General features: G+C 68.8%; 20 protein-coding genes. 6 read left to right on the forward strand and 14 right to left on the reverse strand.

The window, feature by feature from the left end; translation table 11 throughout:
- Window positions 1–23: 23 nt before the first annotated feature.
- The 7 genes from KZ686_RS17400 to KZ686_RS17430 all read right to left on the reverse strand — a co-directional run bounded on the left by KZ686_RS17400 (window position 24) and on the right by KZ686_RS17430 (window position 8374).
- Window positions 24–1211: a glycosyltransferase family 9 protein gene (locus tag KZ686_RS17400; protein WP_265634516.1), complete on the reverse strand. Its 1188-nt coding sequence runs from the start codon at window positions 1209–1211 to the stop codon at window positions 24–26.
- Window positions 1208–1849, reverse strand: a complete 642-nt coding sequence (locus KZ686_RS17405; protein ID WP_149318358.1) for a D-glycero-alpha-D-manno-heptose-1,7-bisphosphate 7-phosphatase — start codon at window positions 1847–1849, stop codon at window positions 1208–1210. Before KZ686_RS17405 ends, KZ686_RS17400 begins: the two co-directional genes overlap by 4 nt.
- 59 nt (window positions 1850–1908) lie before the next feature.
- Window positions 1909–2649 (reverse strand): SDR family oxidoreductase, encoded by a 741-nt coding sequence (locus KZ686_RS17410; RefSeq protein WP_053823623.1) that lies wholly within the window; start codon window positions 2647–2649, stop codon window positions 1909–1911.
- Between the two features lie 433 nt (window positions 2650–3082).
- Window positions 3083–3637: a heme-binding protein gene (locus tag KZ686_RS17415; protein WP_223819469.1), complete on the reverse strand. Its 555-nt coding sequence runs from the start codon at window positions 3635–3637 to the stop codon at window positions 3083–3085.
- Between the two features lie 171 nt (window positions 3638–3808).
- Window positions 3809–6523, reverse strand: coding sequence for an ABC transporter transmembrane domain-containing protein (locus KZ686_RS17420; RefSeq protein ID WP_265634521.1), 2715 nt, complete (start codon window positions 6521–6523; stop codon window positions 3809–3811).
- 104 nt (window positions 6524–6627) lie between these two features.
- Window positions 6628–7650, reverse strand: a complete 1023-nt coding sequence (locus tag KZ686_RS17425) for a hypothetical protein (protein WP_265634523.1) — start codon at window positions 7648–7650, stop codon at window positions 6628–6630.
- 217 nt (window positions 7651–7867) lie between these two features.
- Window positions 7868–8374: a low affinity iron permease family protein gene (locus KZ686_RS17430; RefSeq protein ID WP_149318356.1), complete on the reverse strand. Its 507-nt coding sequence runs from the start codon at window positions 8372–8374 to the stop codon at window positions 7868–7870.
- Window positions 8375–8939: 565 nt separating this feature from the next.
- On the opposite strand from KZ686_RS17430, the gene KZ686_RS25515 reads away from it, so the two are divergent.
- The 5 genes from KZ686_RS25515 to KZ686_RS17455 all read left to right on the forward strand — a co-directional run bounded on the left by KZ686_RS25515 (window position 8940) and on the right by KZ686_RS17455 (window position 13620).
- Window positions 8940–10565: a BON domain-containing protein gene (locus KZ686_RS25515; protein ID WP_407648589.1), complete on the forward strand. Its 1626-nt coding sequence runs from the start codon at window positions 8940–8942 to the stop codon at window positions 10563–10565.
- Between the two features lie 20 nt (window positions 10566–10585).
- Window positions 10586–11206, forward strand: coding sequence for a ParB/Srx family N-terminal domain-containing protein (locus KZ686_RS17440; RefSeq protein WP_226105183.1), 621 nt, complete (start codon window positions 10586–10588; stop codon window positions 11204–11206).
- Window positions 11207–11638: 432 nt separating this feature from the next.
- Window positions 11639–12598, forward strand: coding sequence for a chemotaxis protein (locus KZ686_RS17445; protein ID WP_149319966.1), 960 nt, complete (start codon window positions 11639–11641; stop codon window positions 12596–12598).
- A 456-nt stretch (window positions 12599–13054) separates the two neighbouring features.
- Complete coding sequence (locus tag KZ686_RS17450; protein ID WP_226105181.1) at window positions 13055–13294, forward strand: isochorismatase; 240 nt, start codon at window positions 13055–13057, stop codon at window positions 13292–13294.
- On the forward strand, window positions 13291–13620 hold the full coding sequence (locus tag KZ686_RS17455; RefSeq protein ID WP_149319964.1) for a GTP cyclohydrolase: 330 nt from the start codon (window positions 13291–13293) through the stop codon (window positions 13618–13620). The genes KZ686_RS17450 and KZ686_RS17455 overlap by 4 nt, the downstream gene beginning before the upstream one ends.
- A 111-nt stretch (window positions 13621–13731) precedes the next feature.
- Here KZ686_RS17455 and blaOXA read toward each other — a convergent pair whose 3' ends face one another.
- Window positions 13732–14637 (reverse strand): OXA-837 family class D beta-lactamase, encoded by a 906-nt coding sequence (blaOXA, locus tag KZ686_RS17460; RefSeq protein WP_265634530.1) that lies wholly within the window; start codon window positions 14635–14637, stop codon window positions 13732–13734.
- Window positions 14638–14891: 254 nt separating this feature from the next.
- Here blaOXA and KZ686_RS17465 point away from each other — a divergent pair, with 254 nt between their 5' ends.
- Window positions 14892–16571, forward strand: a complete 1680-nt coding sequence (locus tag KZ686_RS17465; RefSeq protein WP_265634532.1) for a hypothetical protein — start codon at window positions 14892–14894, stop codon at window positions 16569–16571.
- A 93-nt stretch (window positions 16572–16664) separates the two neighbouring features.
- Here the strand turns inward: KZ686_RS17465 and KZ686_RS17470 are convergent, their stop codons facing one another.
- From KZ686_RS17470 to KZ686_RS17495, 6 genes are all read right to left on the reverse strand, one after another.
- Window positions 16665–19784: an efflux RND transporter permease subunit gene (locus tag KZ686_RS17470; protein WP_149319962.1), complete on the reverse strand. Its 3120-nt coding sequence runs from the start codon at window positions 19782–19784 to the stop codon at window positions 16665–16667.
- A gap of 5 nt (window positions 19785–19789) precedes the next feature.
- Complete coding sequence (locus KZ686_RS17475) at window positions 19790–20950, reverse strand: efflux RND transporter periplasmic adaptor subunit (RefSeq protein ID WP_149319961.1); 1161 nt, start codon at window positions 20948–20950, stop codon at window positions 19790–19792.
- Window positions 20951–20952: 2 nt separating this feature from the next.
- Window positions 20953–22242, reverse strand: coding sequence for a TolC family protein (locus KZ686_RS17480; RefSeq protein ID WP_149319960.1), 1290 nt, complete (start codon window positions 22240–22242; stop codon window positions 20953–20955).
- 154 nt (window positions 22243–22396) lie between these two features.
- Window positions 22397–22714, reverse strand: coding sequence for a cobalt-zinc-cadmium resistance protein (locus tag KZ686_RS17485; RefSeq protein WP_223819470.1), 318 nt, complete (start codon window positions 22712–22714; stop codon window positions 22397–22399).
- A 496-nt stretch (window positions 22715–23210) separates the two neighbouring features.
- Window positions 23211–24545: an MFS transporter gene (locus KZ686_RS17490; protein WP_265634539.1), complete on the reverse strand. Its 1335-nt coding sequence runs from the start codon at window positions 24543–24545 to the stop codon at window positions 23211–23213.
- 167 nt (window positions 24546–24712) lie between these two features.
- Window positions 24713–26140 carry an amidase gene (locus KZ686_RS17495; RefSeq protein ID WP_265635268.1) on the reverse strand — a complete coding sequence of 476 codons (1428 nt, stop codon included), beginning with the start codon at window positions 26138–26140 and terminating at the stop codon, window positions 24713–24715.
- Between the last annotated feature and the right edge of the window lie 24 nt (window positions 26141–26164).

Genomic DNA, 26164 nt, shown 5'->3' on the forward strand with positions numbered 1-26164 from the left:
CTGCGCGATTCCTTGTGTCCGGTTCAGGTCGCCAGCACCGCGCCACTGGCGCGTACCGGCGGCAACGGGGGCATGACGGGGGCGGGCACGATCAGCGGCGGCAGCGCATCGGAGGTGGCCGGCGCGCCGGCCAGCAGTTCGCGCGCCGCGGCGACGACCTCGGCCACTTCGACGTCGTTCAGGCAACGGTGGTGCTGCTGCGGGCAGACGCTCTTGTAGCAATAGCGGCACGGCACGTCGGCATACAGCGTGCGGTGCGGCACCTGCCACGGCGTGTGCTGCGGATTGGTCAGCGCATAGAGATCGACCACCGGCGTGCCGAGCGCGGCCGAGAGGTGGACCGGCCCGCTGTTGTTCGAGACCAGCAGATCGGCATGCTCGATCAGCGCGCCCATCTGGCCGAGCGTCAGTTCGCCGGCGATGCCCACCACGCGTGGATGTCCGGCGGCGCGGCATACGCTGTCGACCAGCGCCTGCTCGCTGACGCCGCCCGTCAGCAGCACCAGCGCGCCGTCCTGCCCGGCCAGCGTGCGCGCGACCTCGGCGAAGCGCGCCTCCGGCCAGCGGCGCGACTCGGCGGTGGCGCCGGGATGCATCACCACGCAGCGGGCGGAGGCGGCGCTCTCTGGCGCGCCCTCCCCTTGCCACCGTTGCAGCAGCCGCTGCACCGCGCGCCGGTCGTGGGGCTGCACGCGGAAGCGCAGCCGCGTGTCGGCCGGCACCGCCCCCACCGTCGCCACCAGATCGAGCTGGCGCTGCGTCTCGTGGCGAACCTGCGTCTGGGGCTCGGTCTCCGGCACCCAGTCGCTCAGCAACTGATAGGGGTTCTCGCGGCAATGCGCGAGCCGCAGCGGAATGCCGGCCATCGTGCAGAGCAGTGCGGCGGGCAGCGGGTTCTGGCTGTAGACGGTGAAGATCACCGCCGCGTCGAAGCGCGCCGCCTGCAGCCGCTGCGCCATCGGCATCACGCTGCTGCCGGTGCGGTTGCCGATGCCGTTGCCCTTCACCCACGGCGCATCCCAGGTCAGCACCGTATCGATCATCGGCAGGTGGCTGGCGAGCGCCGCCGCGCCGCTCGAGGTCAGCAGGGTCAGATGACGGGACGGGTCGCTGTCCTTCAGCGCCTGCATCGCGGGCGTGGTCATCAACACATCGCCCATATTGTCCAGCCGCACGCACAGGATGCGTTTGGCGTCGCGCCATGCCGTCATGAGGCCTCCACCCGGCAACGTTCGGCGTGCCGCACCGTGCCGCCCAGATGGCGGACCACGATGCGCGCGGCCTGGTCCAGATCCGCGACGACATGCTCTGGCGTGCGGTACGGCCCGCGCACCCATTCGGTCTCGTTGCCGCAATCGACCAGGATGGTGTGGCAGCCGGCGCGCTGGCCGGCCTCGATGTCGTCGAGGATGTCGCCGATCATCCAGGAGCGGCGCAGGTCGAAGTGCAGCATCGCCGCGGCATTGCGCAGCAGCCCCGGCAGCGGCTTGCGGCACAGGCAGGTGCGCGTGAAGCGCGGCACCACGCCTTCCGGATGATGCGGACAGAAGAAGAAGCCCGCCAGCCGCGCGCCGTGGGTCGCGAACAGTTCGCCCAGGCGCTGGCGCATTGGTCCCAGCGCCTCGGGTTCGAAGCGGCCGAGCGCCAGGCCCGGCTGGTTCGACACCACCACCAGCGGCACGCCCAGCCGGCCGAGCCGCCGCAGCGCGCGCGCCGCGCCCGGCGCGAGCCGCATCCTGTCGGGGTCGACGTTGTACGGCACGTCCTGCAATACCGTGCCGTCCTTGTCCAGCAGTACCGCGCCGGGGAGTCCACCGCCGCCTCCGGCCGGTACTGCGGCGCCCGTGATCCGGCCAGTGTCGGGGCCAGCGCCGGGACCAGCCCCGAGGCCGGCGCCGGGGTCGTCGATCACGGCCACGACGTTTCCTTCATCGGCAGCACCATGACCTCGGGGATCACGGTCTCTTCGGGCTGCGTCAGCACGAAGCGCACCGCGCGCGCGACATTGGCCGGGTCCTGCAGGGTGGACTGGTCGATGTCGGCGAAGCGGTCGAGCAGGAAGGGGGTGCGCATGCCGCCCGCGACGATCGCCGACACCTTGATGCCGTGCGGCCGCAGTTCCGCGTGCAGCGCGTGCGAGAAGCCCAGCAGCCCCCATTTGGTGGCGTGGTAGGCCGAGGCGTTGGGCCAGGCGCGCTTGGACGCGGTCGACGCGATATTGACGATATGACCGCCGCCCTGCGCCTTCAGCATCGGCACCACGGCGTGCGACATCAGATAGGGACCGTACAGGTTGACCATCAGCACGCGGTGCCAGCGTTCGGTCTCGACCTCGTCGACCGGCAGCGTGATGTCGATCGCGGCGTTATTGACGATGCCATCGAGGCGGCCGCTGCGCTCGCGCACCTGCTCGAAGGCCGAGCGGACGGCGGCCGGCTCGGCCACGTCGAAGGACAGCGAATAGGCCCGCTCGCCGCTGGCGTCGAGCTTCTCGGCACAGTTGCGGGCCAGGGTTTCGTCGACGTCGGCAACGACCAGGCTGGCGCCTGCGGCCGACAGGTTCTGGCAGATCGCGGCGCCCAGCCCGCGCCCTCCTCCGGTCACGAGAAAGGTCTTGCCTTGCAGGCTGGCGTCTGGCGCATCGGTCATTTCGGCTCCTGAAGTTGGCTTGGAAGGCGTGACCGGATGCGGCGCGGGCGCAAGGGGATGCGGCGCGAAGCGCGGCGCGAGGTGCAGCGCCGGCGGGCGGACGGAAAAGGGAATGCACGGCATCGCTCCCCATTTCCGGCTACCCGCCGCCCCGTGCGACGGCGGCGAATCCGGTTCTCTGTGGGGATGCCTTCAGCGAATTGCATGCCAGACGCGTGATGGCGCAGTGGCTTGCCGTTTCAGGGGTAACGGTTCCCCCATGTCCGGAGTTACATGGGGGGCGTTGGCGTTTATGCCGTGGCTGGTAAAAGTTGCATGGGCGGTGCTGCCCTCTCCCCAACCCTCTCCCGCAAGCGGGAGAGGGAGCGATCTGTTCGCCAGCGCGCTCGCCGTCGCGTCATTCGCTCGCTGCACGAACTCTCCGCGGCGCGACCTACCCTTGCTCCCGCCGCCGCTGCTGCGCGACCGCCCGCAGCAGCGCCGCCACGCTCAGCGCGAAGGCTTCGTCATACCAGGGGTTCGCCCCGCTGACCGCCACCACGATGCCGTCGAGCACCACCGCGCCGCCGAGCATCGATTCCTCCGCGCGCAGCAGATGCGGGGCGCGCGCCTGGACCTGGTCGGTCGCCATGCCGGTGCGCCAGGCCACCTTGGCCTTCTCGCGCGCATACCAGGCGTAATCGGCGTCCCACCGCTCGCGCCCCGGCGCCGAGTATTCGTACAGGATTGCCTGCTCGAACGGGCAATCGGCCGGACCCTTGCCCGGGTCCATCACCACCAGATGCAGGAAGCCGCCTTCGCCGACCTCGCGGTCCCGCACCGCCGCTTCGAGCATCGGTCTCGCCAGCGCGACCGCGCGCTCGGCGCTGGCCGCATCGGCGAACCGGCTGCCCGGCGCCCTGCCCGGCGAGGCAGTGGCGCCGGGCACGTCAGTGGAAGACCGGGACGGTGTGGAACTGGGCAGATCGGGTCTGTCGTGAGGCTGCATGGTTTCTCCTCGATCGTGTAGTGGGTTGGGTTGTGAAACGGAATCGATGGACCCGCAACGGCGACCCCGGGCCCGAGGCCCGAGGCCCGAGGCCTGAGGCCTGAGGCCGGAGGGCTGCGACCGGGGGCCGCGGTCCGGTACCGGGAACCGGAGACCGGCAGCGCCCTGGCGCTAGCTTCGCGGCCCCGGCACCGTGGTGTCGACATCGCGATGGCGCACCAGCGAATGGATCGCCACCACCAGCTCGCCGATCTGCACCGGCTTGGACAGGTGCACCTGGAAGCCGGCCATCATCGCGCGCATGCGGTCCTGCGCCTCGGCATGGCCGGACAGCGCGATCGCGCTGAGGCGGCAGGCCAGCGGCACGTTGCGCTCGGTCTCGAGCCGGCGCACGCGGCGCAGCACGGTGTAGCCGTCCTCCTCGTCCAGCGCGATATCGCACAGCAGTACCTGCGGCCAGTGCTGCGGATCGGCGTTGCCCAGCAGGTCGAGCAAATCGTCGCCGCGGCCGAAAGCCTGCGCGTCGGCGCCATAGTCCTCCAGCGTGCTGGTCAGCACCTCGCGCGTGGGCTCGTCGTCGTCGAGCACCAGGATGCGCAGCCCCTTGAGGGCGTCCGGCGCCGGCAGCGTCGCGCCGATGTCGGGCGGCGCGACCGGGGGCGGCGCCGGGGTTTCGCGGATCGGCCGCAGCGGCATCGTCACGCGATAGCCATGTCCATGCGGATCCACCGTCAGGCGCACCGCGTGGTCCTCCAGCATGTTCTCCAGCTCGCGCATATCGGGCAGCGGCGCCTGGCGGTCCGGCGCGGCGAGGTACAGCGACGCTTCGCCGCCCTGCCGTTCGAGCCGCAGCTCGATGCGCCCGCCCGGCTCCATGTCGTCGATCAGCGCATGGCACAGCTCCCACACCGCCTTTTGCACGACGCCCGGATCGCCGGTAACGCGCAATTCCGCCTCGCCGAGCACGGTGAACAGATTGACCTGCCGCTCGGCGATCAGCTCGCGCAGTCCGTCCACCACCGCGGCGACGATGGCCTCGAGCCGGATCGGCTGCAGCGCCAGCTTCTGCTCGGTCCGTTCCAGTTCGCGCTGCTGCTGTTGCAGGCGCCACATCTGCGCATAGACGCCTCGCTTCGCAAGCAGCGCGTCGTGAGTGCCCTCCTCCACCACGCGGCCATGCTCCATCACCAGGATATGGTCGGCATCGGCGATGGTGGACAGCCGGTGCGCGATGATCAGCGCGGTGCGGCCCTTCGCCACTTCCGCCAGTTCGCGCTGGATCGCGCGCTCCGAGCGCGTGTCGAGCGCCGAGGTGGCCTCGTCGAACACGACGATCGGCGGCTTCTTCAGCAACGCGCGGGCAATCGCCACGCGCTGGCGCTCGCCGCCGGACAGGCGCACGCCGCGTTCGCCGACGCGGGTCTCGTAGGTATCGGGAAGCCGGTCGATGAAGGTATCGAGCTGCGCGGCACGCGCGGCCTCGACGATATCGGCGCGGGTCGCGCCCTCGCGGCCGTAGCCGATGTTGTAGGCAATGGTGTCGTTGAACAGGATGGTGTCCTGCGGCACGATGCCGATCACCTCGCGCAGGCTTTGCTGCGTGACCAGCCGCAGGTCCTGCCCGTCGATGCTGATCTTGCCGCTGTCCGGCAGATACAGCCGGAACAGCAGGCGCGCGAGCGTCGATTTGCCGGAGCCGCTGCCGCCGACCACCGCCACGGTCTGGCCCGCGCCGATGCGGATGCTGACGTCCCACAGCGTCTGCCGGCTCGGGTCATAGCTGAAGTTCACGTGCTCGAACACGATCTCGCCGCGCGTCACGTGCAGCGGCCGCGCCCCAGGCGCGTCGTGGTCCTCGCCCGGCGGTCCCTGCGCGTCGAGCAGCGCGAACAGCCGCTCGACCTGCGTCATCGCGTCGTTGGACTCGCGGAAGATGAAGCCCAGCGTATTGAGCGGCAGCACCACCTGGATGATGTACGCGTTGATCAGCACCAGGTCGCCGACCGTCAGCGCGCCGGTAACGACCCGCTCGGTCGCCAGCAGCATCACCGCCGCCACGCCGAGCGCAATACAGCAGCTCTGGCCCACATGCAGCGCCGACAACGTGTACTGGTTCTCGACGCTGGCATCGACCCAGCCTTCGAGCAGGCCCGACAGGCGGCGCGTCTCGAAGCGCTCGCGCGCGAAGAACTTGACGGTGTCGTAGTTCAGCAGGCTGTCGACGACCTTGCTGTTGGTCTGCGCCTCGACCGCGTTGACCTTGCGCTGCACCCGCGTCCGGCGCCGCGTCATCACATAGGTGTAGCCCGCGTACAGCGCGAAAGTCACCACGATGATCGCGGCGAACGCACCGCCATAGGCCGCGATCATGATCACCAGCACCGAGCCGATCTCCATCAGCGTCGGCACGATGGTGAAGACCGCGACCCCGAGCAGGAAGCCGATCGCCGCGGTGCCTTTCTCCAGGTCGCGGATCACGCCACCGGTTTCGCGGCGGGCATGGAAGCGGGCCCCCAGCGCGTGCAGATGGGAAAAGGTGCGCTCCATGAAGGTGGCCACGGTGCGCTGGGTCACCGGCGCGAACACCACGTCGCGCAGCTCGTTGAAGGCGTTGCCGAGCAGGCGCAGCGCCGCGTAGGCAAGCACCAGGAACACCGGCATCGTGATCGCCGCACCCGCCATCGCGGCCGCGCCGGTCGCCACGGGCGCCACATCGTCGACCACCAGCTTCAGCACCAGCGGCACCGCCACGGCGGCGGCCTTGGCCAGGATCAGCAGCACCACGGCCACGCCGACGCGGCCGCGGAAACGCCAGATCGTGGCCCATAGTTCGGCCGCGATCCGGCGCTTGGAGGCGGGGGCGGGATGTCCGTTGGTCGTCGGCATCGTCTCGCTGGTGGGGGGCGGCGCTTAGGGGAGTACCGGTTCGGTCATCGCGGCGGTCATCGCCGCGGTCATCGTGGTGGCCATCGGATCCGTCATCGGATCCCTCACGACCGGTTGTCGACCTTCGGCGCGTCCGGCGTGGTACTGCCCGGATCGCGCAGGTCGCCCTCGCCGACGCCCGGCGGGAACTGGCCGCGACGGATCTGGCGGAAGGTGTCGTTCGGCCCGCTGGGCTCCGGCGTGGTGGTGGCCCCGCGCACCAGTTCGGGCTCGTCGGTCTTCTCGCCCGGTTGGCGATGCGACTGCGCCGATTCCCAGGCTTCGCGCGGTTGCTGTTCGGCGGGGTGCTGGCCCTGCCCTTCGCGTTGCGCTGGGCTCTGGCCTTGAGTCGCGCCATGGCCCGCACCTTGGCTCTTTCCTTGGCCCACGTCTTGAGTCGCTCCTTCACTCGCGCCTGGGCTCGATCCCTCGGCGGCCGACGCGGTCTGGCTGCCAGCGTCCTGCTGCCGCGGTTCGCCCGCCCGCTGGCCCTGCATGCGGGCCTCGTCGCCCTTGCTGACGCCCTCATGCGTGGTGGTGTGCTGGCCCGGGGTCAGCAGCACGCCGAGATCGCGCTCGCCGTTTCCAGCCTCATGCCCGCCCGGCTGCCCGCCTGTCTGTCCGCCGGCATGCCCGCCCGCCTGCCCGCTCACTTGTCCGGAATGGCGGTCTTCTTCCTGCCGGACCGACTGGTCGATCTCGCTACCCGGGTCCTCGTTGCCGGTCGCGCTCAGCGCGCCCTCGCCGAGCTGGCCCGCGCGCTCGTGCGGTGCGGTCTCCTGCAACGGCTTCGGTGTGCCAAGCGGATCGAAGTCCGACCAGCGGCCGTTCTCCCATTGGCCCTCGGCCTGCTCGAGCTCGCGCCCGCCTTCCAGGCGGATCAGTTCGGCCGCCGTCTGCAGCCGTTCGGGCTCGACCCGCGCCGCCAGCAGCACGCCGGGCGGGCGCGCCAGTTCCTGCGTGGCCTGCGGCGTGCCGACCGTGAAGATCGACACGTCCCATACCGAGAATCCGTGTCCATAAAGCCCTCGCGCCGCGCGCTCGGCGTCGGCGAAGGAATCGAAACGCCCTGCCACGATGGTCGACATGATTGGCTCCTGGGTTCGGCAACGACATTCTTCGCGTCGTGCAAGGAATGCGCCCGCGCGTGCCGGCACGCAGCAGCGCGCGTCATCGCTGGATGGCTGTTCGTCGCGCATGTCGAACTTGCAACACCCACACCGATCTACACGGACCGACTCGATCGACACGGGCCTGCACCGGCCCATCGCGATCCGGCCTGCGCGCGAGGCAGGCTCGGCCGCTTCAGACCGCGTCGTCCGGCCGGCGGTCCTTGCGCGCCTTCGAGTCGAGCTCCGCAGCGATCTCCTCCTCCAGATCGTGCCGCGCCTCCTGCTTGGCGACGTGCGTCTGCAGCGCATCGTCAAGCCCGTGGGTTTCCTCGATATCGCTTTCGCGCTCGGCCAGCTCGGACAGCTGCCGGTAGAAGGCCGCCAACTTCTTGAGGTCCTCTTCGTCCAGGTCCTCGATTGCCACCAGCCGGCTGCTGGCGTGGCGATGCGAGGCCAGCAGCTCGTTCAGCTTCAGGTGTACCGCCAGCGAGTCCTTGTTCTGCGTCTGCTGAATCAGGAACACCATGACGAACGTGATGATGGTCGTGGCGGTATTGATGACAAGCTGCCAGGTCTCGGAATAATCGAACATCGGCCCGGTCACCGCCCACAGCAGCACCACGCCCACGGCGGAGGCGAACGCGATCGGGGAGCCGGCGCCCCGCGTGGCATGGCCGGCGAACCATTCGAAGGCGTGCATCACACGTCGTCGCCAGCCCTGCCGGTCCTCTTCCGACGCGCCATTGCCGGCGCCATTGCCGGCGCCTCTGGCATTGCCGTTGGCTGCCTTGCCGTTGGCGGACTTTCCGTTGATGACTTCGCGGGCGGCGCTGGCGAGGCGTTCGCGGTCGGTACTGGCTACGTCGGACATGGCTGTTCTCTGGGCGCCTTCCGGCATGGCGGGCCACAGCACGCAAGGCACGCCCGCGCCGGTGATGGGCAATACCGCTATACGGCAAGTTCCATACCTGCGACGTCGATCCGTCAGGCGCGACGCAGGCAAATGACGAAAGAGACTGCGCTTCGGTGACGGCCCCGCCATGCGCCGTACTTTTTACAAGTGACGGCGGCAAACTTTGCATGTGGCTGCTGGCGCCGCGGCGATCGCGGGCGATGCGCGTGCCCCGCTTTCGCATGCCGCCTCTCGCGCACAGCGGTACGGTTCTTGCGATTCTTCACCCGGCCGGGCAGCAGCAGAGCAGGAGCAACATCCGCCCGGCGCAGTGCGCGGCGCGTGCCGCCACTTGGTACGCAAGGAGGGACAAATGAGCAACGGTAGCAATCAGCGCTACCCCGGCGGCTACGGTGGCTATGGCAGCGGTCCGGGGCGGGATCAGGGGAGCGGCAGCGAATGGTGGCGCGACAAGGACGGTGACGACATGGGCGAAGAAATGCGGTTTGGCGAATACGGCGACGAGGGCGAGTCACACGAGCAATACGGCCGCGGACAATCCGGCCGCGGGCAGTCCGGCGGATACGGCGGCCAGCGCTCGGGCCAGCAGCGGTACGGACAAGGACAGGGGCAGTGGCAAGGCCAGGGCCAGGGCCAGCAACGCCATGAGAACGAACGCGAACGCTGGCGCGATGAATGGGGCGCTGGACGCGGCGGTGGTGGTGGCGGCGGCGGCGATCGCTCGCGCAGCGGCGGCGGCGGTTCCTCGTTCGAGCAGCAATCCTCGCCGCGCTATCGCGGCAGCGGCCAGGGCCGCTATGACCCGACCGACATGGGCGGCGCGCGCAATCCGTACAGCAGCGGCTATGCCGGCTACGACCCCAGCGGCGGCGGCGTGGAGCGCTACGGCATGTACGGCGTGCGCGATACCGGCCGCGAGGACGATTGGGAATCGGGCCAGGGGTACGGCAGCCAGCAGTACGGCAGCCAGCAGTACGGCGGCCAGCAATCCGGCGGCCAGCAGTACGGTGGCTATGGGCGCGAGCAAGGCCGCCGCGGCGGTGGCGCGGAAACCTGGCGCGAACTCGAGGCGCGCGACCGTTCGCGTCGCGTCGGCAACGAGCCCGGCTATGGCGGCGGCTACTACGGCAGCAGCTCCAGCGGCGGACAGTCGTACAGCGGCGGTCAGCGGGCCTATCCCGGCGATCCGGGCTATCGCCAGAGCGGTACCTCCGGCTATGGCGGCAGTTCGGGCCAGGGCGGCCGCGGCTACGGGCTGGAGAGCTACGAATCCGGCGGCCGGGGCGGCTCGCAGTACCAGTCGGGCTACGGCTCGCAATATGGCCAGGGTCAGCAGTATGGTCAGGGGCAGCAATATGGCCAGCAAGCTTCCCAGTACGGCCAGCAAGGCCAGCAATACGGACAACAGCAACGCCGCCGGCGCGTCGGCCCGAAGGGCTATCAGCGTTCGGACGAGCGCATTCGCGAGGATCTGTGCGAGCGGCTGTCCGATGTGCCGATGGTCGATGTCAGCCAGGTCTCGGTCGAAGTCAGCGGCGGCACGGTGACGCTGACCGGCACGGTCCGCGAGCGCCATGAGAAGTTCGTGATCGAGGACATCGCCGACGAAGTGTTCGGCGTCAACGAGGTCCACAACCAGATCCGCGTGACGCGCGACATGGGCAGCGCGGGTGCCGGTTCGGAAGCGGGTGGCGACTATCGCAGCAGCAGCAGCAGCAGCGGCGGCGGGATGTCGGGAACGTCGGGCTCCTCCGGTTCGTCCGGCTCCACCTCGGCCACGTCGACCGGCTCGCCGCTGTCGTCCGGCACGATGGGAACGTCCGGCACCACCGGCAGCACCGGCTCGATGGGAACGTCGGGCACGTCCGGGACATCGGGAACGACCGGGACATCCGGCTCGTCGGTCTCCTCCGCTTCGGGCAGCACGCCCGATATCGGCGACGGGCTCGGCTCGACCGGCAAGGGAACCAACCGCTGAGCCCGACCGGACCGGCGCACGTGGGCACCACGACCCTCGCCAAAGGCAGCAAGCTCCGCGCGCCGATCGCGGAGCTGCGGCCGACCCAGATCACGGTCGGCATGCTGCACGTCAAGCGCAAGATGCAGACGACGCGCCGGCAGCCGGAGGACCGGCTCGAGGCCTTCTTCGACAAGCATCGCATCCACGTGGTGGTGGGACCGCAGCATGTGCTGTGGGTCGTGGACCATCACCACTGGGTGCGCGCCTGGCACGAGCTGGGTTTCGACATCATCCCGGTGTTCGTCCGCAAGGACCTGAGTGACCGCTCCGAGGACGAGTTCTGGGAGTACATGCTGCGCCGCCATCAGGTCCACCCGTACGACGAGCACGGCCAGCGCCAGCCGCTGTCGGCGCTGCCGCGCTCTGTCGCGGGCATGCGCGACGATCCATATCGCAGTCTGGAGGCCTTTGCCCGCATCGCGGGCGGCTACCGCCGGGTCAAGCAGGCCTATCCCGACTTCAAGTGGGCGGATTTCTTCCGGCGCGAGATTCGCGGGCCGATGGGGAATCCGGAATGCTTCGCCTATGCGCTCGCGTTGGCGGTCAAGGCGGCCAGGAGTCCGAAGGCGCGGGGACTGCCTGGGTATATCGGTAAATGAGCGGCAGCCAGGCAGCAACCGGGCAGCAATCCAAGCAGGAAACAAGCGGCAACCAAGCGAGAAAGGCAGCAAGACGCCGCGTCCCCGCACGCAGGGACGGCAGAGCGCCTTGTTATCTCGTCGCGGGCGCGCCCGCGCCGCCAATCACCGCGGCGACGTTCAGCGCCTGCTGCTCGCTGGCCATCGGCACGAACAACAGGCCATTGGTCCGGCCGCGCGATCCGCGGCGTCGCCACCAGATTGCCGTTGATCGTCAGCACCAGCACCTAGCCGGGGAAGCGCTGCGTCACGGCCCTAAAGGTTCCACCCGCCCGGTCGTTAATGACCCGTACCGCGAGCGGTCGGGCCCTCTTCGTAGCCGTGCCCTCGTGTGTCATCGACAACACACTGCGCCACCGGTCACGCGGGCGTCGCGAGGAATATGGGGAAGTCATGAGCGGCTTGATGAAGGAAATCGACGAGCGGACCAACCTGACCAACAATAATCAGTTCGAATTATTGCTGTTCCGGCTCGGGAATGCCGAGCGTTCCGGCCAGAACGAGATATTCGGCATCAATGTATTCAAGGTCCGTGAAATTCTGGTGATGCCGAAAATCACGACCGTGGTCGGCGGCGCGCCGGCGATGCTGGGCATGGCGGATATTCGCGGGCAGGTGATTCCGGTCATCGACCTGGCCAAGATCGTGGGTTGCACGCCACAGGGGGGCAGCTGCGGCATCCTGCTGGTCACGGAGTACGCCCGCTCGACGCAGGGCTTCGCCGTCGAGGGCGTCGAGGAAATCGTGCGCCTGGAGTGGAACGAGGTGGTGTCGGCCGAAGCCAGCACCAAGGGCGGGCTGGTGACCAGCATCGCCAAGCTGAATGCGGACACCCCCGACGCTCGCCTGGTACAGGTGCTCGACGTCGAACAGATCCTGCGCGACGTGTTGCCGACCAGTCAGCCCGATGTCGATCCGTCCACCGTCGGACCGAAGCTGGCGCTGCGCCCGGGCACGAAAATCCTCGCGGCCGACGATTCCGCCCTCGCCCGCAGCCTGATCGAGCAAGGTCTCGATGCGATGGGCGTATCCGTGGTGATGACCAAGACCGGCCAGGAAGCGTGGGACGAACTGAACGACATCGCCGCCACCGCCGCGAAGGCCGGGCGCAATGTGCGCGACGAGATCGCCTGCGTGCTGACCGATCTCGAGATGCCGGAGATGGATGGCTTCACGCTGACCCGCAAGATCAAGGCGGACAAGCGCTTCCAGGGCATTCCGGTGGTCATCCATTCGTCGCTGTCGGGCAATGCCAGCGAGGACCATGTTCGCAAGGTCGGCGCGGACGCCTACGTGTCGAAGTTCCTCGCCAAGGATCTGGCGGAGACGATTCGCGGCGTGCTGCATATGTGAGGCGCTTCGCTGCGCGCTGCGGGGGAAACGAAGGCTGGTTGCGACGGCGATGCCGTGGCGACCGCCGTTTTTCCCTCTCCCCTATCCTCTCCCGCGCGTGGGAGAGGAGCCTACCCGCGCAGCCGGTGCTGACAGGCCAACCGTGCTATAGTGTGTGCCTTCGCCCCAAGAGGCGAAAACCCGGACAGATTATTAAGACAAGACACTGTCCGGCTGGCCCCCAGGGCCCCGCCGCCCGACCTGACGTCCGGCATTCACCACCCAGCGTTCCCGTTCCGTCGCCTCACCGCTGTTTCGGCTCAACCGAGCCGGGCCTCGCCTCGCGACCAAGCCGTTTCCGTAAGCCGCAACTGGCGCGCACTCACGCGCCGCAGCGCTCGACATCCGCATGCACCTGCCTCTGGCATCTGCGCGGACCCATCGGATCAGGGCAAGGGACCGCCCCCTTCCAATGACATGAATCAACAACACAGCCAAAACCAGAACCAGAACCAATACACCGTCGCCGTCCATCCGATCCAGCAAAGCCCCGGCCAGTGGTTCGCCACTTACATCGTCAGCCGCTATGAAAGCGGACGCGAGCGGGTGCTCGAAAACGTCGCGGTACGCGACACGCTGCATCGCACGGAAGCGCAGGCAAAGCAGGTCGCCCGCCAGGCGGGCGAACGCGCGATTACGCGCTTGCGCCGCCATTGAGCGCGCGCATTTCCAAGGAGTCCACCATGTACGCCAATCACGCTGTTTACAAGGGCTATCGCCTCTCGGCACACGTCCATCACGCCGGCGAACAAGCCGGCAAGTCGGGCACCGCGCGCGACAGCTTCGAGGCAACGGTCAACATCATCGCCTTGGGCGGAGAGCCGTCGACCGGTTTGCCGGCGCTGCGCTCGCATCGCGCCGGCAGTCCGCGCGAGGCGATCGAAGCGGCCGTCGCCTACGGTCGCGATGTGATCGACGGCCTGTCGAGCTTTACCAAGGGCAAGCGCAAGGCCGCGGCCACGAAGGCGCACGCGACAGCCTGACGCAGCCGGTACGCCCGGCGCGGCAAGCTCCGCCCCGCGCCAGTTCGTCTTCGCCAGCTCCTCTTCGCCAGCTCATCTTGCGCTGGCTCGCCCGGGCTGGCCCGTCTTGCGCTAGCTCATCTTGCGCGCTTGCCCGTTCTCCACGGGCAACACGCCAAGTTCCGCCATCATCGCCCGTGCGATGGCCATGCGCTTTGGCGCCAGTTCCTCGCGCTGCAGATCCATATTGAGCGCGAAGGCATGGACGCCGCCGCTGCGTTCGACCCACCCCACCCACCAGCCGTGGTTCAGCCCGGCATCCATCGCCCAGCCCGTCTTGGCGTAGATCGCGTGATCGTCATTGGCTTCGACGCGCAGGATCTCGCGCACCCATTGCTGGCTCAGGCGCGACGCCGGTAGCTGGCCCTGTGCCAGCCGCGCCAGGAAGCGCGTCTGTTCGGCCGCCGAGATCGCCAGCGGCCCGCGCAGCCAGAACTGATCCACCACCTTCCCGAGTTGCCGGTTGCCATAGTCGAGCCGGTCGACCCACGTCTGCATCCGCTGCATGCCGATCCGCCGGGCAATGCCCTGGTAGACCGGCACATTCGACATCGCGATCGCCTCGCGCAGATTCATGTCGCGCTGCCACTGCGGGAAGCGCGTCTTGCCGCCGCCATATGGCTGGATCTGGTCCGGATCGGCCACCACGCCGGTCTCGAAGGCGATCAGGCTGTTCGGAATCTTGTAGGTCGACGCCGGCACCATGCGCGTCTTCGCACGCGATGCGTTGACCAGCGTCATCCGGTTCGCCTTGACGTCGAACAGCGCAAAACAGCCGTCGACGTCCAGCGCGCGAAAGTGCGACATCAAATCCTCGCGGGCGACTTCGCTCGGCGCGGCGACGGCGCTTGCCGGCGCGACATCGGCCAGCGCCAGGCGCGCGGCAGGCAGCAGCGCGGCGCCGCCGGCCAGTTGCAGCAGGCGGCGGCGATACAGGCCATGCGCGTGCAGGGACTGCGCTTCGGTACGGGACTTCATGGTCTCTCCTTGTTCGTTGGGGCTGCTGCGATCGGCGGCTTGCCGATGGCAGCGGCGGGTTGTGCGCGCCGGTCCGGCCGGCGCGGCGCATCGCCGGCCGGACAGTGCGCATCGTAGCCATGGCGGGGTTCCGGTCCAATCCTGCCCATGCGACAATCCGGCACGGCTGTCACGGCTGTCACATCGACCGGACTTTTTTGCCATCCTTCCGTCTTCCTTCCGCTCCGTTGCGCCCCTTTCGCTCCCCCTGCTCCATGCCCGATCCCGTCGTCGTCGAACTGTCCGCCCCGCAATCGGTCAACGGCACGCGCGCCGCCTACCAGTCGGTCTGGCTGCTGGTGCGGCTGCACCACGCCACGCTGGCATCGCCGCAACGGCCACTGGTCTACGCGGACGACCTGCGCGAGCGCATGAGCAATGCGCGCACGCTGCGGATGGCGATCGCCCGTGCCTTCCAGGATTTCGGACGCTGGCAGTTGCAGGTCGGATGGGGCGAGGACGCGAGCCGCGACCCGCGCTTCCTCAATCTGGAAGGACGCAGCCAGGGGCCGTTCTGGCTGGCCGCGCACGAGCGCCAGCGCATCGTCTGCCAGGTCGAAGGCGCGCCCGCCACTGCGCACGAGATTGCCGCCTTTCTCGGTCTGGACCGCGACGGGCGCGCACAAGGCAAGGCCGCCGTGCCGCAGCGGATGGTGACGCAGACCGACCTGTCCTTCTGGCGCCATTTCGTCGACGGCAAGCAGGCGCTGCGCGAGGGGCGATTGCTGACGCCGCTGGCGCGCGACGAAGCGGCTGCCGCAGGCATAGGTGGTAACGGCAGCCATGACGCCCCGGCCGCGCTGACGGCATTTCGCGCCGCGCGCCGGCTCGCCGTCAGCGAATTCGAACACGCCTTTGTCGCGCTGAACGAGGCGCTGCTGTGGCGCCGCCTCGGCGACCGCGCGCAAACCCGCAAGATGCTGCGCGCGCTGCGACGGCGTCGGCGCGGCCACGCGATTGCGGGCAACGACTACCTCGACGCGATGGAAGGCATCGTCGCGGCCTGGTGCGCCTACGACGAGCGCGATCTGCGCGGGGCGCTGGCGCTGTTGCAGGCGCTGGCGCAGAACGCGCCCGGCGCGACGCTGGTGCAGGTGCACCCGCACGTCCGCTTCGAGTGGCACAACCTCGCCGCGCTGATCCAGCGCTCGCATGCGCTGTCGGCGGCCGCGACCAACGACACGGCAGCGGCCGGCACGCTCGCCGAGCAGGCCGTCGCGCATTTCGAGCAGGCGCTGGCGGCGGCCTTCGAATCGAACGTCTCCGATGCCGCTCAGCACGTCGCGGCAAATATCGGCATGGCGCTATGGCTGTTCGGCGAGGCCGGCATCGCATGGTCGGGCGCCTTGCCCGGCGCACTGCCCGGTGCCGTGCCCGGGGTCTCGTCCGAGCGCGAGGCCGAGCGCGCGATCCAGTGGATCGGCCTGTCGGAATGGCTGGGCCGCGGCGCGGGCAATCGCCATCCGTCGGCGTGGAACGCGATCTATCTGATGCGCATCGCCCGCGGCGCCTGCCATACCGCGCCGCGTCCCACGCTGGCCGAATTCCAGGCCGCCGCGCCGATCGGCGTCGCGGCGCTGCGCGACCTCGCGGGCCCGTTCGCCGACGCATTCACCGGTCCGGCCTGGCCCGATTCCTGGCACGAGGTCGCCGCCTGGCGCCTGGCCGAATCGCAGCGCGGCGAGCGCAAGTATCCGCTGCTGCAGCAGAGCAGTCTGTGGTTCGAACTGTCGTGGTATGCCGCCCATGCGGGCCAACTGGAACAGGCGGCCCGTGCGCTGCGTTCGCTGCGCGAGGGGCTGCGGCAATTGGCGGTCAGCGATCGGCAGTATTTCGGCAAGCCGCTGCTCGATGCGCTGCCCGAGCCTGTGCATCGGCTGGCGCAGGACGACTGACCGAGCGCCCGGCAATAAAAAAGGGCCCCCGCCTTCGCGGGGACCCCAACGCACCACCATGGCGCCGGCACGGTGCCGGCGCCCGGCCTTCGATTACACCGGCTCGTCCGTCGCCGGATTCGGCTTGTGGTCGTCGAACCAGCGATACAGCGTCGGCACCATCACCAGCGTCAGCAGCGTCGACGTGATCAGGCCGCCGATCACCACCACCGCCAGCGGGCGCTGCACCTCGGAACCCGGCCCCGTGGAGAACAGGAACGGCACCAGGCCCAGCAGCGCGATGGTCGCCGTCATCATCACCGGGCGGAAGCGCTGGGCGGCGCCCTGCCGCACCGCGGTGTCCAGATCCAGACCGCTGTCGCGCAGCCCGCGGATATAGGACACCAGCACCACGCCGTTGAGCACCGCGATGCCCCACAGCGCGATGAAGCCCACCGATGCCGGCACCGACAGGTATTCGCCGGTGACGAACAGGCCGATGATGCCGCCGATCGATGCGAACGGCAGCACGGTGATGATCAGCGTGGCGAAGCGCAGCGAGTTGAACAGCAGGAACAGCAGGAAGAAGATCGCGGCGATCGTGATCGGCACGATGATCTTCAGGTGGCCCATCGCGCGTTCCATGTTCTGGAACTGGCCGCCCCACTCGAAGTAATAGCCTTCGGGCAGCTTGACCTTGCTGTCTGCCGCCTGCTGCAGTTCGGCGACGAAGCCGCCGAGGTCGCGGTCCTTGACGTTGATCATCACCACCACGCGGCGCTTGGCCATTTCGCGGCTGATCTGCGCCGGGCCGTCGCTGACCTCGATCTTGGCGACGCTCTGCAGCGGCACCTGGATGCCGTCCGGCGTGGTCACCAGCAGCTGGCGGATCGACTGGACATCATGACGGAAGCGCTCCGGCAGGCGGACCGCGGCGCTGAAGCGGCGCTCGCCCTCGAAGATGTCGGTGGCGCGCTTGCCGCCGATCGAGATCTCGATGATGTCGTGGATGTCCGAGACATTGAGCCCATAACGCGCGATCGCCTGGCGGTCGATCTCGATCGACAGGTACTGCTGACCGGTGATGCGCTCGATGCGGATGTCCTGCGAACCCTGGATGCCGCCGGCCACGCGCGCCACCTCGCCGGCCAGCTCGCGCAGCTTGCCGAGGTCGTCGCCGAAGATCTTGACCGCGATATCCGAACGCACGCCGCTGACCATCTCGTCGATCCGGTCGGAAATCGGCTGCGCCATCACGATCTGCACGCCGGGGATCGCCCGCAGCTTCTGCCGGATCTGTTCGGCGATGTCGTCCTGGGTCCAGCCGTCGGGCCACTCGTCGCGGTCCTTCAGGCTGGCGATCGGGGTGGACTCGTTCTGGCTCTGCGGGTCCGCCGGGCTTTCGCCGCGGCCGACGCCGGACACCACCGACTTGACGCCCGGCACGCTGAGCACCAGCTTGTTGGCCTCCTTCTCGAGCTTGATCGATTCCTCCAGCGAGATGTTGGGCACGCGGTCGATCGCCGGAACGATCGAGCCTTCCTTCATCTCCGGCATGAACGACGAACCGAGCAGCGGCACGATCGCCAGCGTGGCCAGGAACGCGACCACGGCGGCGACCACGGTCTTGCGGCTGTTCGCCATCGCCCAGCCCAGCATCCGCAGATAGTGGCGCTTCAGGAAGGCGATCACCTTGGTGTCGTGCTCCGCACCGCCCTTGAGCAGGTACGACGACAGCACCGGCGACAGCGTCAGCGACAGCACCAGCGAGATCGCCAGCGCGATCGCGATGGTGAAGGCCAGCGGCGCAAACATCTTGCCCTCGGTGCCGGTCAGCGTCATCAGCGGCAGGAACACCAGGATGATGATGCCGACGCCGACGATCACGGGCGTCGCCACTTCCTGCACCGCCTTGACCAGCACCTCGGTCTTGGTCAGCCTCAGTTCATCCTTGCGCCCCAATCGCTCGAACGCGTTCTCGACCACCACCACGGAGCCGTCGACCATCAAGCCGATGGCGATCGCCAGACCGCCCAGCGACATCAGGTTCGCCGACAACCCGACCTGGTTCATCACCATGAAGGTCAGCAGCGGCGTCAGCACCAGCGTGGCCAGCACGATGACGGACGAGCGCAGGTCCCCGAGGAACAGGAACAGCACGATCACCACCAGCACCACGCCTTCGAGCAGCACCTTGGTCACCGTCCACAACGCGGCATCGACCAGTTCGCTGCGGTCGTAGTACGGCACGATCTGCAGCTTGCCGGGCAGCATGCCGCGCTCGTTGATCTCGGCGACGCGCTGCTTGACGCGGCTGACGACTTCCTTGGCGTTGCCGCCGCGCATCATCATCACGATGCCGCCGACCGCCTCGGTCTGGCCGTTCTTGATCAGCGCGCCCTGCCGCACTTCATGGCCGATGGTGACCTCGGCCACGTCGCGCAGATAGACCGGCGTGCCGTTGACCTCCTTGAGCACGATGCTCTTCAGGTCCTCGACGCCCTGCGCCAGGCCCACGCCGCGGATCAGGTACTGCTCGGCATAGTGCGGCAGCACGCCGCCGCCGGAGTTGGCGTTGTTCTGCGCGAGCGCCTGGTACACCTGCTGCACGGAGATGCCGTAGTGGCGCATGCGATCCGGGTTGATCAGCGCCTGGTACTGCTTGACGTAGCCGCCCTGGGAGTTGATCTCGGCCACGCCCGGAATCGAACGCAGCAGCGGACGCACGACCCAGTCCTGCACGATGCGGCGTTCGGACAGCTCCTCCTGCGTCAGTTCGCGATCGCCGTCGTCGGCGCGGTCCAGCGTGTACTGGTAGACCTCGCCGAGGCCGGTGGAGACCGGGCCGAGCACCGGCGACACGCCTTCCGGCATGCGCCCGCCGACCTCGATCAGCCGCTCCATCACGAGCTGGCGCGCGAAATAGACGTCGGTGGCATCGGTAAACACCAGCGTGATCAGCGACAGGCCCGCCTTGTTCAGCGAGCGCATCTCGACCAGCCCGGGCAGGCCGGTCATCGCGATCTCGATCGGCACGGTGACGAAGCGCTCGACCTCTTCCGGCGAGCGGCCCGCCGCTTCGGTGGCGATCTGCACCTGCACGTTGGTGACATCGGGGAAGGCGTCGACCGACAGCTTGCCGGCGGCGCGCAACCCGAAGAAGAACAGCACGACCGCGATCACGCAGACCACGAGCCGCTGGTTGATGGCAGCTTGGACTAGGGATTGGATCATCGTGGTCAACCTTGCTCGAGGCGTTTGCGCTCGTTATCCAGATGGAACGCGCCATTGACCACGATGCGGTCGCCAGCCTTGACGCCGCTCTGCACCACGCGCATGCCGTCGCTCTCGGCACCGAGCTTGACCGGCACGGCGCGATACAGGCCTTCGCCCTGCTCGACGTAGACCTGCTCCTCGTTGCCATCGCGCACCACGGCCGAGCCGGGCACCACCAGCCGCTCGGTCGGCCGGCTGGCGATCACCATGCTGGCCAGCATCGCGGGCTTCAGGCGACCCTCGCGATTGTCCAGTTCTGTGCGAACCAGCACCGTGCGCGACTCGGGATTGACGGTGCGGCCCACATAGATCAGCTTGCCCGCGATGCGGCTGCGGCCCGTGCCGGCCCCCAGCGACGGCACGTCGATCTCGACGGTCTGCCCCTCGGCCACCAGCGCGGCCTGCTGCTCGGGCACCTCGGCGACGACCCAGACGCGCGACAGGTCGGCCACCGTGTACAGCGAATCGGCGGGCTGCACCACCTGCCCCTGCGCGACCTTGCGCTCGACCACGGTGCCGCTGATGCTGGAGTACACCGGCGAATACGAATTGATGCTGCCGCCCTTGGACAGCTCGGCGATGGCCGCCTTGGACATGCCGAGCACGCGCAGCTGGTCGCGATAGGCATGCATCTCGGCGTTGGCGATCGCATATTCGCTCTCGCGGCGCTGCAGCTCGCCGCGGCCGATCACGTCGGCGGCGAACAGCTGGCGCGCGCGCTCGGCGTTCTGCGCCTGCAGTTGCGTTTGCGCCAGCGCCTTCAGATACGACATCTGCGCGGCGCCCAGCTCGCTGCTGTGCAGGCGCGCCAGCACCTGGCCGGCCTTCACTTCCTGGCCGGGCATCGCGTAGAGGTCGGTCACGCGCCCGGTCACGGACGCGCCGATGCGCGCGACGCGCTGCTCGTCAAAGTCGATGCGGCCGGCCACGTGCAGCATCTCGCTGAACGGGCTGGTGGTCACCGGCGCGACCTTCAGCTGCTGCTGCAGCGACGGCTCGGGCTTGACTACCCCGGGCGGCAGCTTGGGGGCCTCGGCCGCGGGCGGCGGCTCCTCGGAACAGGCCGCGAGCGTCAACATCATGGCGGCAGCCACCGCCAGGGTACGGAGGGAAAAGGGGCGCATGGTCAGTCTTGTTTCGATTCGGTGGAGAAGGTCGCGGCGGTCGGGGCCATGCCCGGCGGCGTCATGCCGGGCGCCATCGACAGCAGGCGTTCGATCTGGATCACGGCCATCTGCTGGTCGTATTGCGCGGCGATCAGTTCGTTGCGCGCGTTGCGCAGCGTGCGCTGGGCATCGATGACTTCGAGGATGCCGCGCTCGCCGTAGCGGTAGGCCGCCTGCGCGACCTGCAGCGCGTTCTCGGCCTCGCGCACGATGCCGGACTCCAGCGCGGTAACCTGGGCCTGCGTGATTTCCAGCTGGCGGTACGCCGACTCGAGCTCCTGGCCCAGTTCGAATTCGCGCAGCTCGTAGGCATTGCGCGCCTGCGTGGCCTGCGCGACCGCCTCGCCCACCGGGCCCTTGCGACGGTCCCACAGCGGAATGGTCAGCACCAGGCCGACCTGCGAGACGCTGTTGTCGGGTTCGCGCGTGGTGCTGGCGCGCACCGCCAGCTCCGGCAGCCGCAGCGAGCGCTGGTAGTCGACCGCCAGATTGGCGCGCTCCAGCTCCATGCGGCGCTGGACCAGTTCGGCGTTGGCCGTGTTCAGCCGCTCGCGCATCACGGCCAGATCGGGCACGCTCGGAAGCTGGCCCAGGCTGCCCGCCAGCGCGAACTTCGGCGGCAGCGCGCCGCCGACCTGCTGGCGCAGCGCCGCCTTGGCCTGGTCGACGCGGTATTCGGCGCTCTGCAGCGACTTCTGCGCGGCCAGCAACTCGGTCTCGGCACGGATCAGCTCATAGCGCGGCGCCTCGCCGACCTCGACGCGCAGGCGCGCCCGCGAATGGACCTGCTTCATCATCGCCAGGTCTTCCCGTGCCGCCGCCAGTTCGCTCTCGCGGCGCAGCACGCCGTAGTAGCCGGTTTTGACCCGGCCGGCGAGGTCGGCGTAGAAGGCCTGCAGACCGGCTTCAGTCGCGTCGAGATTGCGCTCGGCGATCGAGCGGCGCAGGCTGCGTTGCTGGGGGTAGTCGAGGCGCTGCGTGATCGAGAAGCTGGGCGCGTTTCCCTCGGCAACGCCGGCCTGCCGGCCGCGCAGGCGGCCGTACATCATTTCGACCTGGGGATTCGGATAGGCGCCCGCGCTGGTGACGGCGGCGCTGGCGGCGTCCACGCCGGCATGCGCGGCGACCACGCCCTTGTTCGAGTTCTGGGACAGGGAAAGCAGTTGCTCCAGCGAGAAGGCATCGGCGGCAAAGGCCGACGACACCCCAAGCGAAAGCGACGCTATCAGGGTAAGCGTAGAGATCTTCATGGCAACGAGAAAAAGCCGGACCACTGCATGCCGGCTTCGCGCGGACGGCGTTACCGCGACAAGCACACGGCCCACGGCGGCGAAGGCCGCGAGCAAGACACGCAGATAGGAGGCGCGGCCGGTCCGATACGGGACTGGACCGGCGCGTCAGCGATCAGGCAGTGAGGATGGGGGGCTTGAACAGCGCCGCGGGCAGTGGCGGCGCGCGACCGTGGCGAGGCGGAGAGACATCGCCGGAAGGCAGTTCGAGCGGCGCCGTCGGCAGGGCGAACAGCGCGCTGGATTCCTCGATTTCGTCGAGCACGTCGGGCGGATCGAGCAGATCGGCCGACCAGATATTGCAGTAGCCTGGCGAGGGCGCGGATTCGACGACGTCGTCGGCATGGATGCCGTCGTCGCCGGGCGCGACGATGCGGCTGCCGTCCTCATCGCTGGAGAGCGTGCGGGCGGCCACGGCGGCAACCGCCGCCATGCTGCAAACCAGCGGTCCGACCCGCATCTGGCCGGGACCGAGCCCCGCCGCCGCGTCCAGACGCGTGCCGGCCTGCGCTCCAAAGGAGAGCAGGAACAGGCAGCACGCGATCAGAAAGGGCAGTAAGGCTCGCATCAAGGGGAAGTTGGCGTCGGTATGCAGGCAAGCGCACGACGCCAGGAATATGACGGCTGGTGCCCTGCGTAATAAGACGCAAGAGCGGCATTGTAACCGAATGCAATCGCCTGGACAGGGTTAGCCCTAGGTTGTTCCCGAAAACGTGACGATCTGGGATATCGGGCGGGGTGTTCCGCCCAGCCCGTTCCGACCGATTTGCGGCCCATTCCGACCGATTTGCCGCCGGATTTGCCGCCCGATTTGCCGCCGGATTGCGCCCAGCCGCGCCCGATCGGCGCCCGATCGGCGCCCGGTCCGCGCCCGACTTGCGCCCGGCCTCTGCCCCGCCTGCTCCCCCGGCTTTCGCCAGTTCGGCCGGTCAGGCCACGGTCCCGCCGGCACCCGGCGCGGGCGCCAGCCCGACCTTGCCCGGCGCCGTCTCGTCGCGGTCGGCTTCGTCGCCACCCGCCTTGTCCAGGTCCATGCCGGTGGTTTCCGGCAGCATCAGCGCGGCGAACACGACGAGCGCGTATCCGGCCCCGGCGACGATGGCGATGGCCAGCGGCAGCGAGGTCCGGCCCGAGCTGAGCCAGCCGACCGACAGCGGAAAGAAGGAGCCGATCACCCGCCCGAGGTTGTACGAGACGCCGTAACCGGTCGCGCGGATATCGTTCGGATACGACTCCGAGATGGTCGCGCCGATGCCGGAGAACACGCCCTGCATCAGCACGCCCAGGGGAAAACCGAGGAACAGCATCGACAGGTTGGAAACGGGGATCACCATATAGATCAGCGCCATCGCAAACGCGCCGGCGGCGAACAGCACATAGGTCGGCCGCCGTCCCAGGCGGTCGGTCGCATAGGCGCCCGCCACGTAGCCGACCAGCGAACCGAGGATGGTCACCGCCAGATAGGAGCTGGTGCCGAACACCGACAGGCCGCGCTCGGTCTTCAGGAAGGTCGGTAGCCAGGTCGCGATCGCGTAGTAGGCGCCGAGCATGCCGCCCGACAGCAGGCTGCACAGCACGGTCTTGCGCAGCAGCGGCCGCCGCACCAGGCGGCTCAGTTCATGCCACGCCGAGCCGCGTTGCGCGGCGCGCTCGGCGCGCGTCTTGACGAAGACCTCGGGCTCGTCGAGGTTGCGGCGCAGATAGAACACCACCAGCGCCGGCACGATGCCGAGGAAGAAACAGACGCGCCAGGCCGTCTCGGCCGGAAAGAGGCTGAAGGTCAGGCCGTAGGCCAGCGCCGCCGCGCCCCAGCCGAACGAATAGCTGCTCGCCGTAAAGCCGGAGTATTTGCCGCGGTGCGCGGGATTTCGAATCATCTCGGTCACCAGCACCATGCACAGCGACGACTCGCCGCCGAAGCCGATGCCCTGGATCATGCGGAACAGCATCAGCTGCTCGGGCGAATTGGCCAGCCCGCACAGGAAGCAGGCAACGGTGAACACCACGATGGTCCAGCGCAATACGCGCACGCGGCCATAGCGGTCGGCCAGCATGCCGGCGCCGATCGCGCCGATCAGCGACGACACCAGCGTCCACGTGACGATCGCGCCGGCGGTCGACTTGCTCATCTGCCACTGCGTCAGCAGCGTCGAGATCAGGAAGGAATAGATCATGAAGTCGAACACGTCGACCGCATGACCGAGGAAGGCGCCGTAGAAACCCTTGCGCTCCATCCGCGATAGCTCTTTGAACCAGTCCAGCATGATCGTCGCTCCTTGTCAGTGTGGGGCATCGTGGCGGCGTGTTGCCGCGTGGTTGGCCGCGTGGCGTGCGAATTCGGTGGGGTGGGATGCCGGGCCAGTGGCGTGGCGCGTTGGCTCGCGTCCTCGTCCGTTGCGTCGTGCGTCCTCGTCCGTTGCCTCGTGCGTCCTCAGCCGGGCGGAGGCCGGAAGCCGAAGCCCGCCGCCTCCAGAAGACTGGCGAAGCGCAGCGAGGTCAGATCGCGGTAGCGTCCGGCGACGATCTGCACGCCGACCGGCAGGCCGCTGCTGCCGGGGCCGATCGGCGCGACGGTCGATGGCAGCCCGCACAGGCCCGAATGGCCGGCCCAGAACAGCTGCGTCGTCATCGGCTGCGGCTTGCCGTTGACGTTCAGATGGCGCTGCCACGGCTCGCCGGCCTCGTCCAGCTCGAAGGCGGTCGTGGCCGCCGCCGGGCACAGCAGCACGTCGTAGTCGTCGAAGAAGCGTTGCCAGGCCAGGGCGAAGCGCTCGCGCGCGTGTTGCAACAGCAGCCAGTCCCGATGGCGCAGCGTGGCGCCGGCATGCTGGAGCACGGCGTAACGCGCATCGCCCGGAGATGCGGCCGCGGCCTGGTCCATCGCCTCGGCAAACGCGCCGTCCGGCATATGGACCGAGGTGGTCGCGCGCAGCAGCAGCACGTAGACGCGCCACAGCTCTTCGGCCTCGAATGACGGACGCACATGCCAGGCGACACTGGCGCCCTGCCCTTCAAGCCAGCGGCCCAGCCCTTCGATGCAGTCGCTGACTTCACGGTCGGCCTCGGCCTGCGGGTGCGACGGCAGCACCGCCACGCGAAATTGCGCCAGCGTATCGAGCCGGCACGGCGGCAGGGCCAGGCGATAGGCCACCGCATCGGCGCCTTCGGGACCGGCGATGGCCTGCAGCACCCGCTCGAGGTCGCGCGCGCTGCGGGCGATCGGCCCGGCCACGTTGATGTCCTGCATGCCGAACGAGGCCGCAGCGGTGCCATGGCCGCTCAGCGGCACGATGCCGTGGTTGCTCTTGTGCGAGAACACGCCGCAGTAGTGCGCGGGATTGCGCAGCGAAGAACCGATGTCCGAACCGATGTCGAACAGGCTCATGCCGGCGCAGACGGCCGCCGCGCTGCCGCCCGACGAACCGCCCGGCGTGCGCGACGGGTCGTGCGGATTGCGCGTGGTGCCGTAGACCGCGTTGTAGCTCTGCCAGTCGCGCAGGCCGAGCGGCACATTGGTCTTGCCGATCAGCACGGCCCCCGCCTCGCGCAGCCGCTGCACCACGGTGGCGTCGCGACGGGCGACATGCTCGCGCAGCGCCGGATTGCCGCAGGTGGTCGGCCAGCCGGCCACGTCGAACGATTCCTTGATGGAGAACGGCACGCCATCGAGCGGCCCCAGCGCCCTGCCCTGGCGGCGGCGCGCGTCGCAGGCGCGCGCCTGCTCGCGCGCGGCATCGAAATCGGCCAGCACGATGGCGTTCAGCAGCGGATTGCGTTCGGCCCAGGCGGCGTGGCACAGATCGAGCAGTTGCTCGGCGCTGGTGCGGCCTTCGGCGAGATCGTCGACGGCCTGCCACAGCGGGCGATGGCGCGCGTCAGATCC

The sequence above is a fragment of the Cupriavidus cauae genome (genome assembly GCF_026210475.1).
Lineage (GTDB): Bacteria > Pseudomonadota > Gammaproteobacteria > Burkholderiales > Burkholderiaceae > Cupriavidus > Cupriavidus cauae.

What these genes read in the sequence shown, in the direction of transcription:
- KZ686_RS17400 (WP_265634516.1), bottom strand. Translation starts at nt 1,211, where the DNA reads ATGACGGCATGGCGCGACGCCAAACGCATCCTGTGCGTGCGGCTGGAC.
- KZ686_RS17410 (WP_053823623.1), bottom strand. Translation starts at nt 2,649, where the DNA reads ATGACCGATGCGCCAGACGCCAGCCTGCAAGGCAAGACCTTTCTCGTG.
- KZ686_RS17415 (WP_223819469.1), bottom strand. Translation starts at nt 3,637, where the DNA reads ATGCAGCCTCACGACAGACCCGATCTGCCCAGTTCCACACCGTCCCGG.
- KZ686_RS17420 (WP_265634521.1), bottom strand. Translation starts at nt 6,523, where the DNA reads ATGCCGACGACCAACGGACATCCCGCCCCCGCCTCCAAGCGCCGGATC.
- KZ686_RS17425 (WP_265634523.1), bottom strand. Translation starts at nt 7,650, where the DNA reads ATGTCGACCATCGTGGCAGGGCGTTTCGATTCCTTCGCCGACGCCGAG.
- KZ686_RS17430 (WP_149318356.1), bottom strand. Translation starts at nt 8,374, where the DNA reads ATGCACGCCTTCGAATGGTTCGCCGGCCATGCCACGCGGGGCGCCGGC.
- KZ686_RS25515 (WP_407648589.1), top strand. Translation starts at nt 8,940, where the DNA reads ATGAGCAACGGTAGCAATCAGCGCTACCCCGGCGGCTACGGTGGCTAT.
- KZ686_RS17445 (WP_149319966.1), top strand. Translation starts at nt 11,639, where the DNA reads ATGAGCGGCTTGATGAAGGAAATCGACGAGCGGACCAACCTGACCAAC.
- KZ686_RS17450 (WP_226105181.1), top strand. Translation starts at nt 13,055, where the DNA reads ATGAATCAACAACACAGCCAAAACCAGAACCAGAACCAATACACCGTC.
- blaOXA (WP_265634530.1), bottom strand. Translation starts at nt 14,637, where the DNA reads ATGAAGTCCCGTACCGAAGCGCAGTCCCTGCACGCGCATGGCCTGTAT.
- KZ686_RS17465 (WP_265634532.1), top strand. Translation starts at nt 14,892, where the DNA reads ATGCCCGATCCCGTCGTCGTCGAACTGTCCGCCCCGCAATCGGTCAAC.
- KZ686_RS17470 (WP_149319962.1), bottom strand. Translation starts at nt 19,784, where the DNA reads ATGATCCAATCCCTAGTCCAAGCTGCCATCAACCAGCGGCTCGTGGTC.
- KZ686_RS17475 (WP_149319961.1), bottom strand. Translation starts at nt 20,950, where the DNA reads ATGCGCCCCTTTTCCCTCCGTACCCTGGCGGTGGCTGCCGCCATGATG.
- KZ686_RS17480 (WP_149319960.1), bottom strand. Translation starts at nt 22,242, where the DNA reads ATGAAGATCTCTACGCTTACCCTGATAGCGTCGCTTTCGCTTGGGGTG.
- KZ686_RS17485 (WP_223819470.1), bottom strand. Translation starts at nt 22,714, where the DNA reads ATGGCGGCGGTTGCCGCCGTGGCCGCCCGCACGCTCTCCAGCGATGAG.
- KZ686_RS17490 (WP_265634539.1), bottom strand. Translation starts at nt 24,545, where the DNA reads ATGCTGGACTGGTTCAAAGAGCTATCGCGGATGGAGCGCAAGGGTTTC.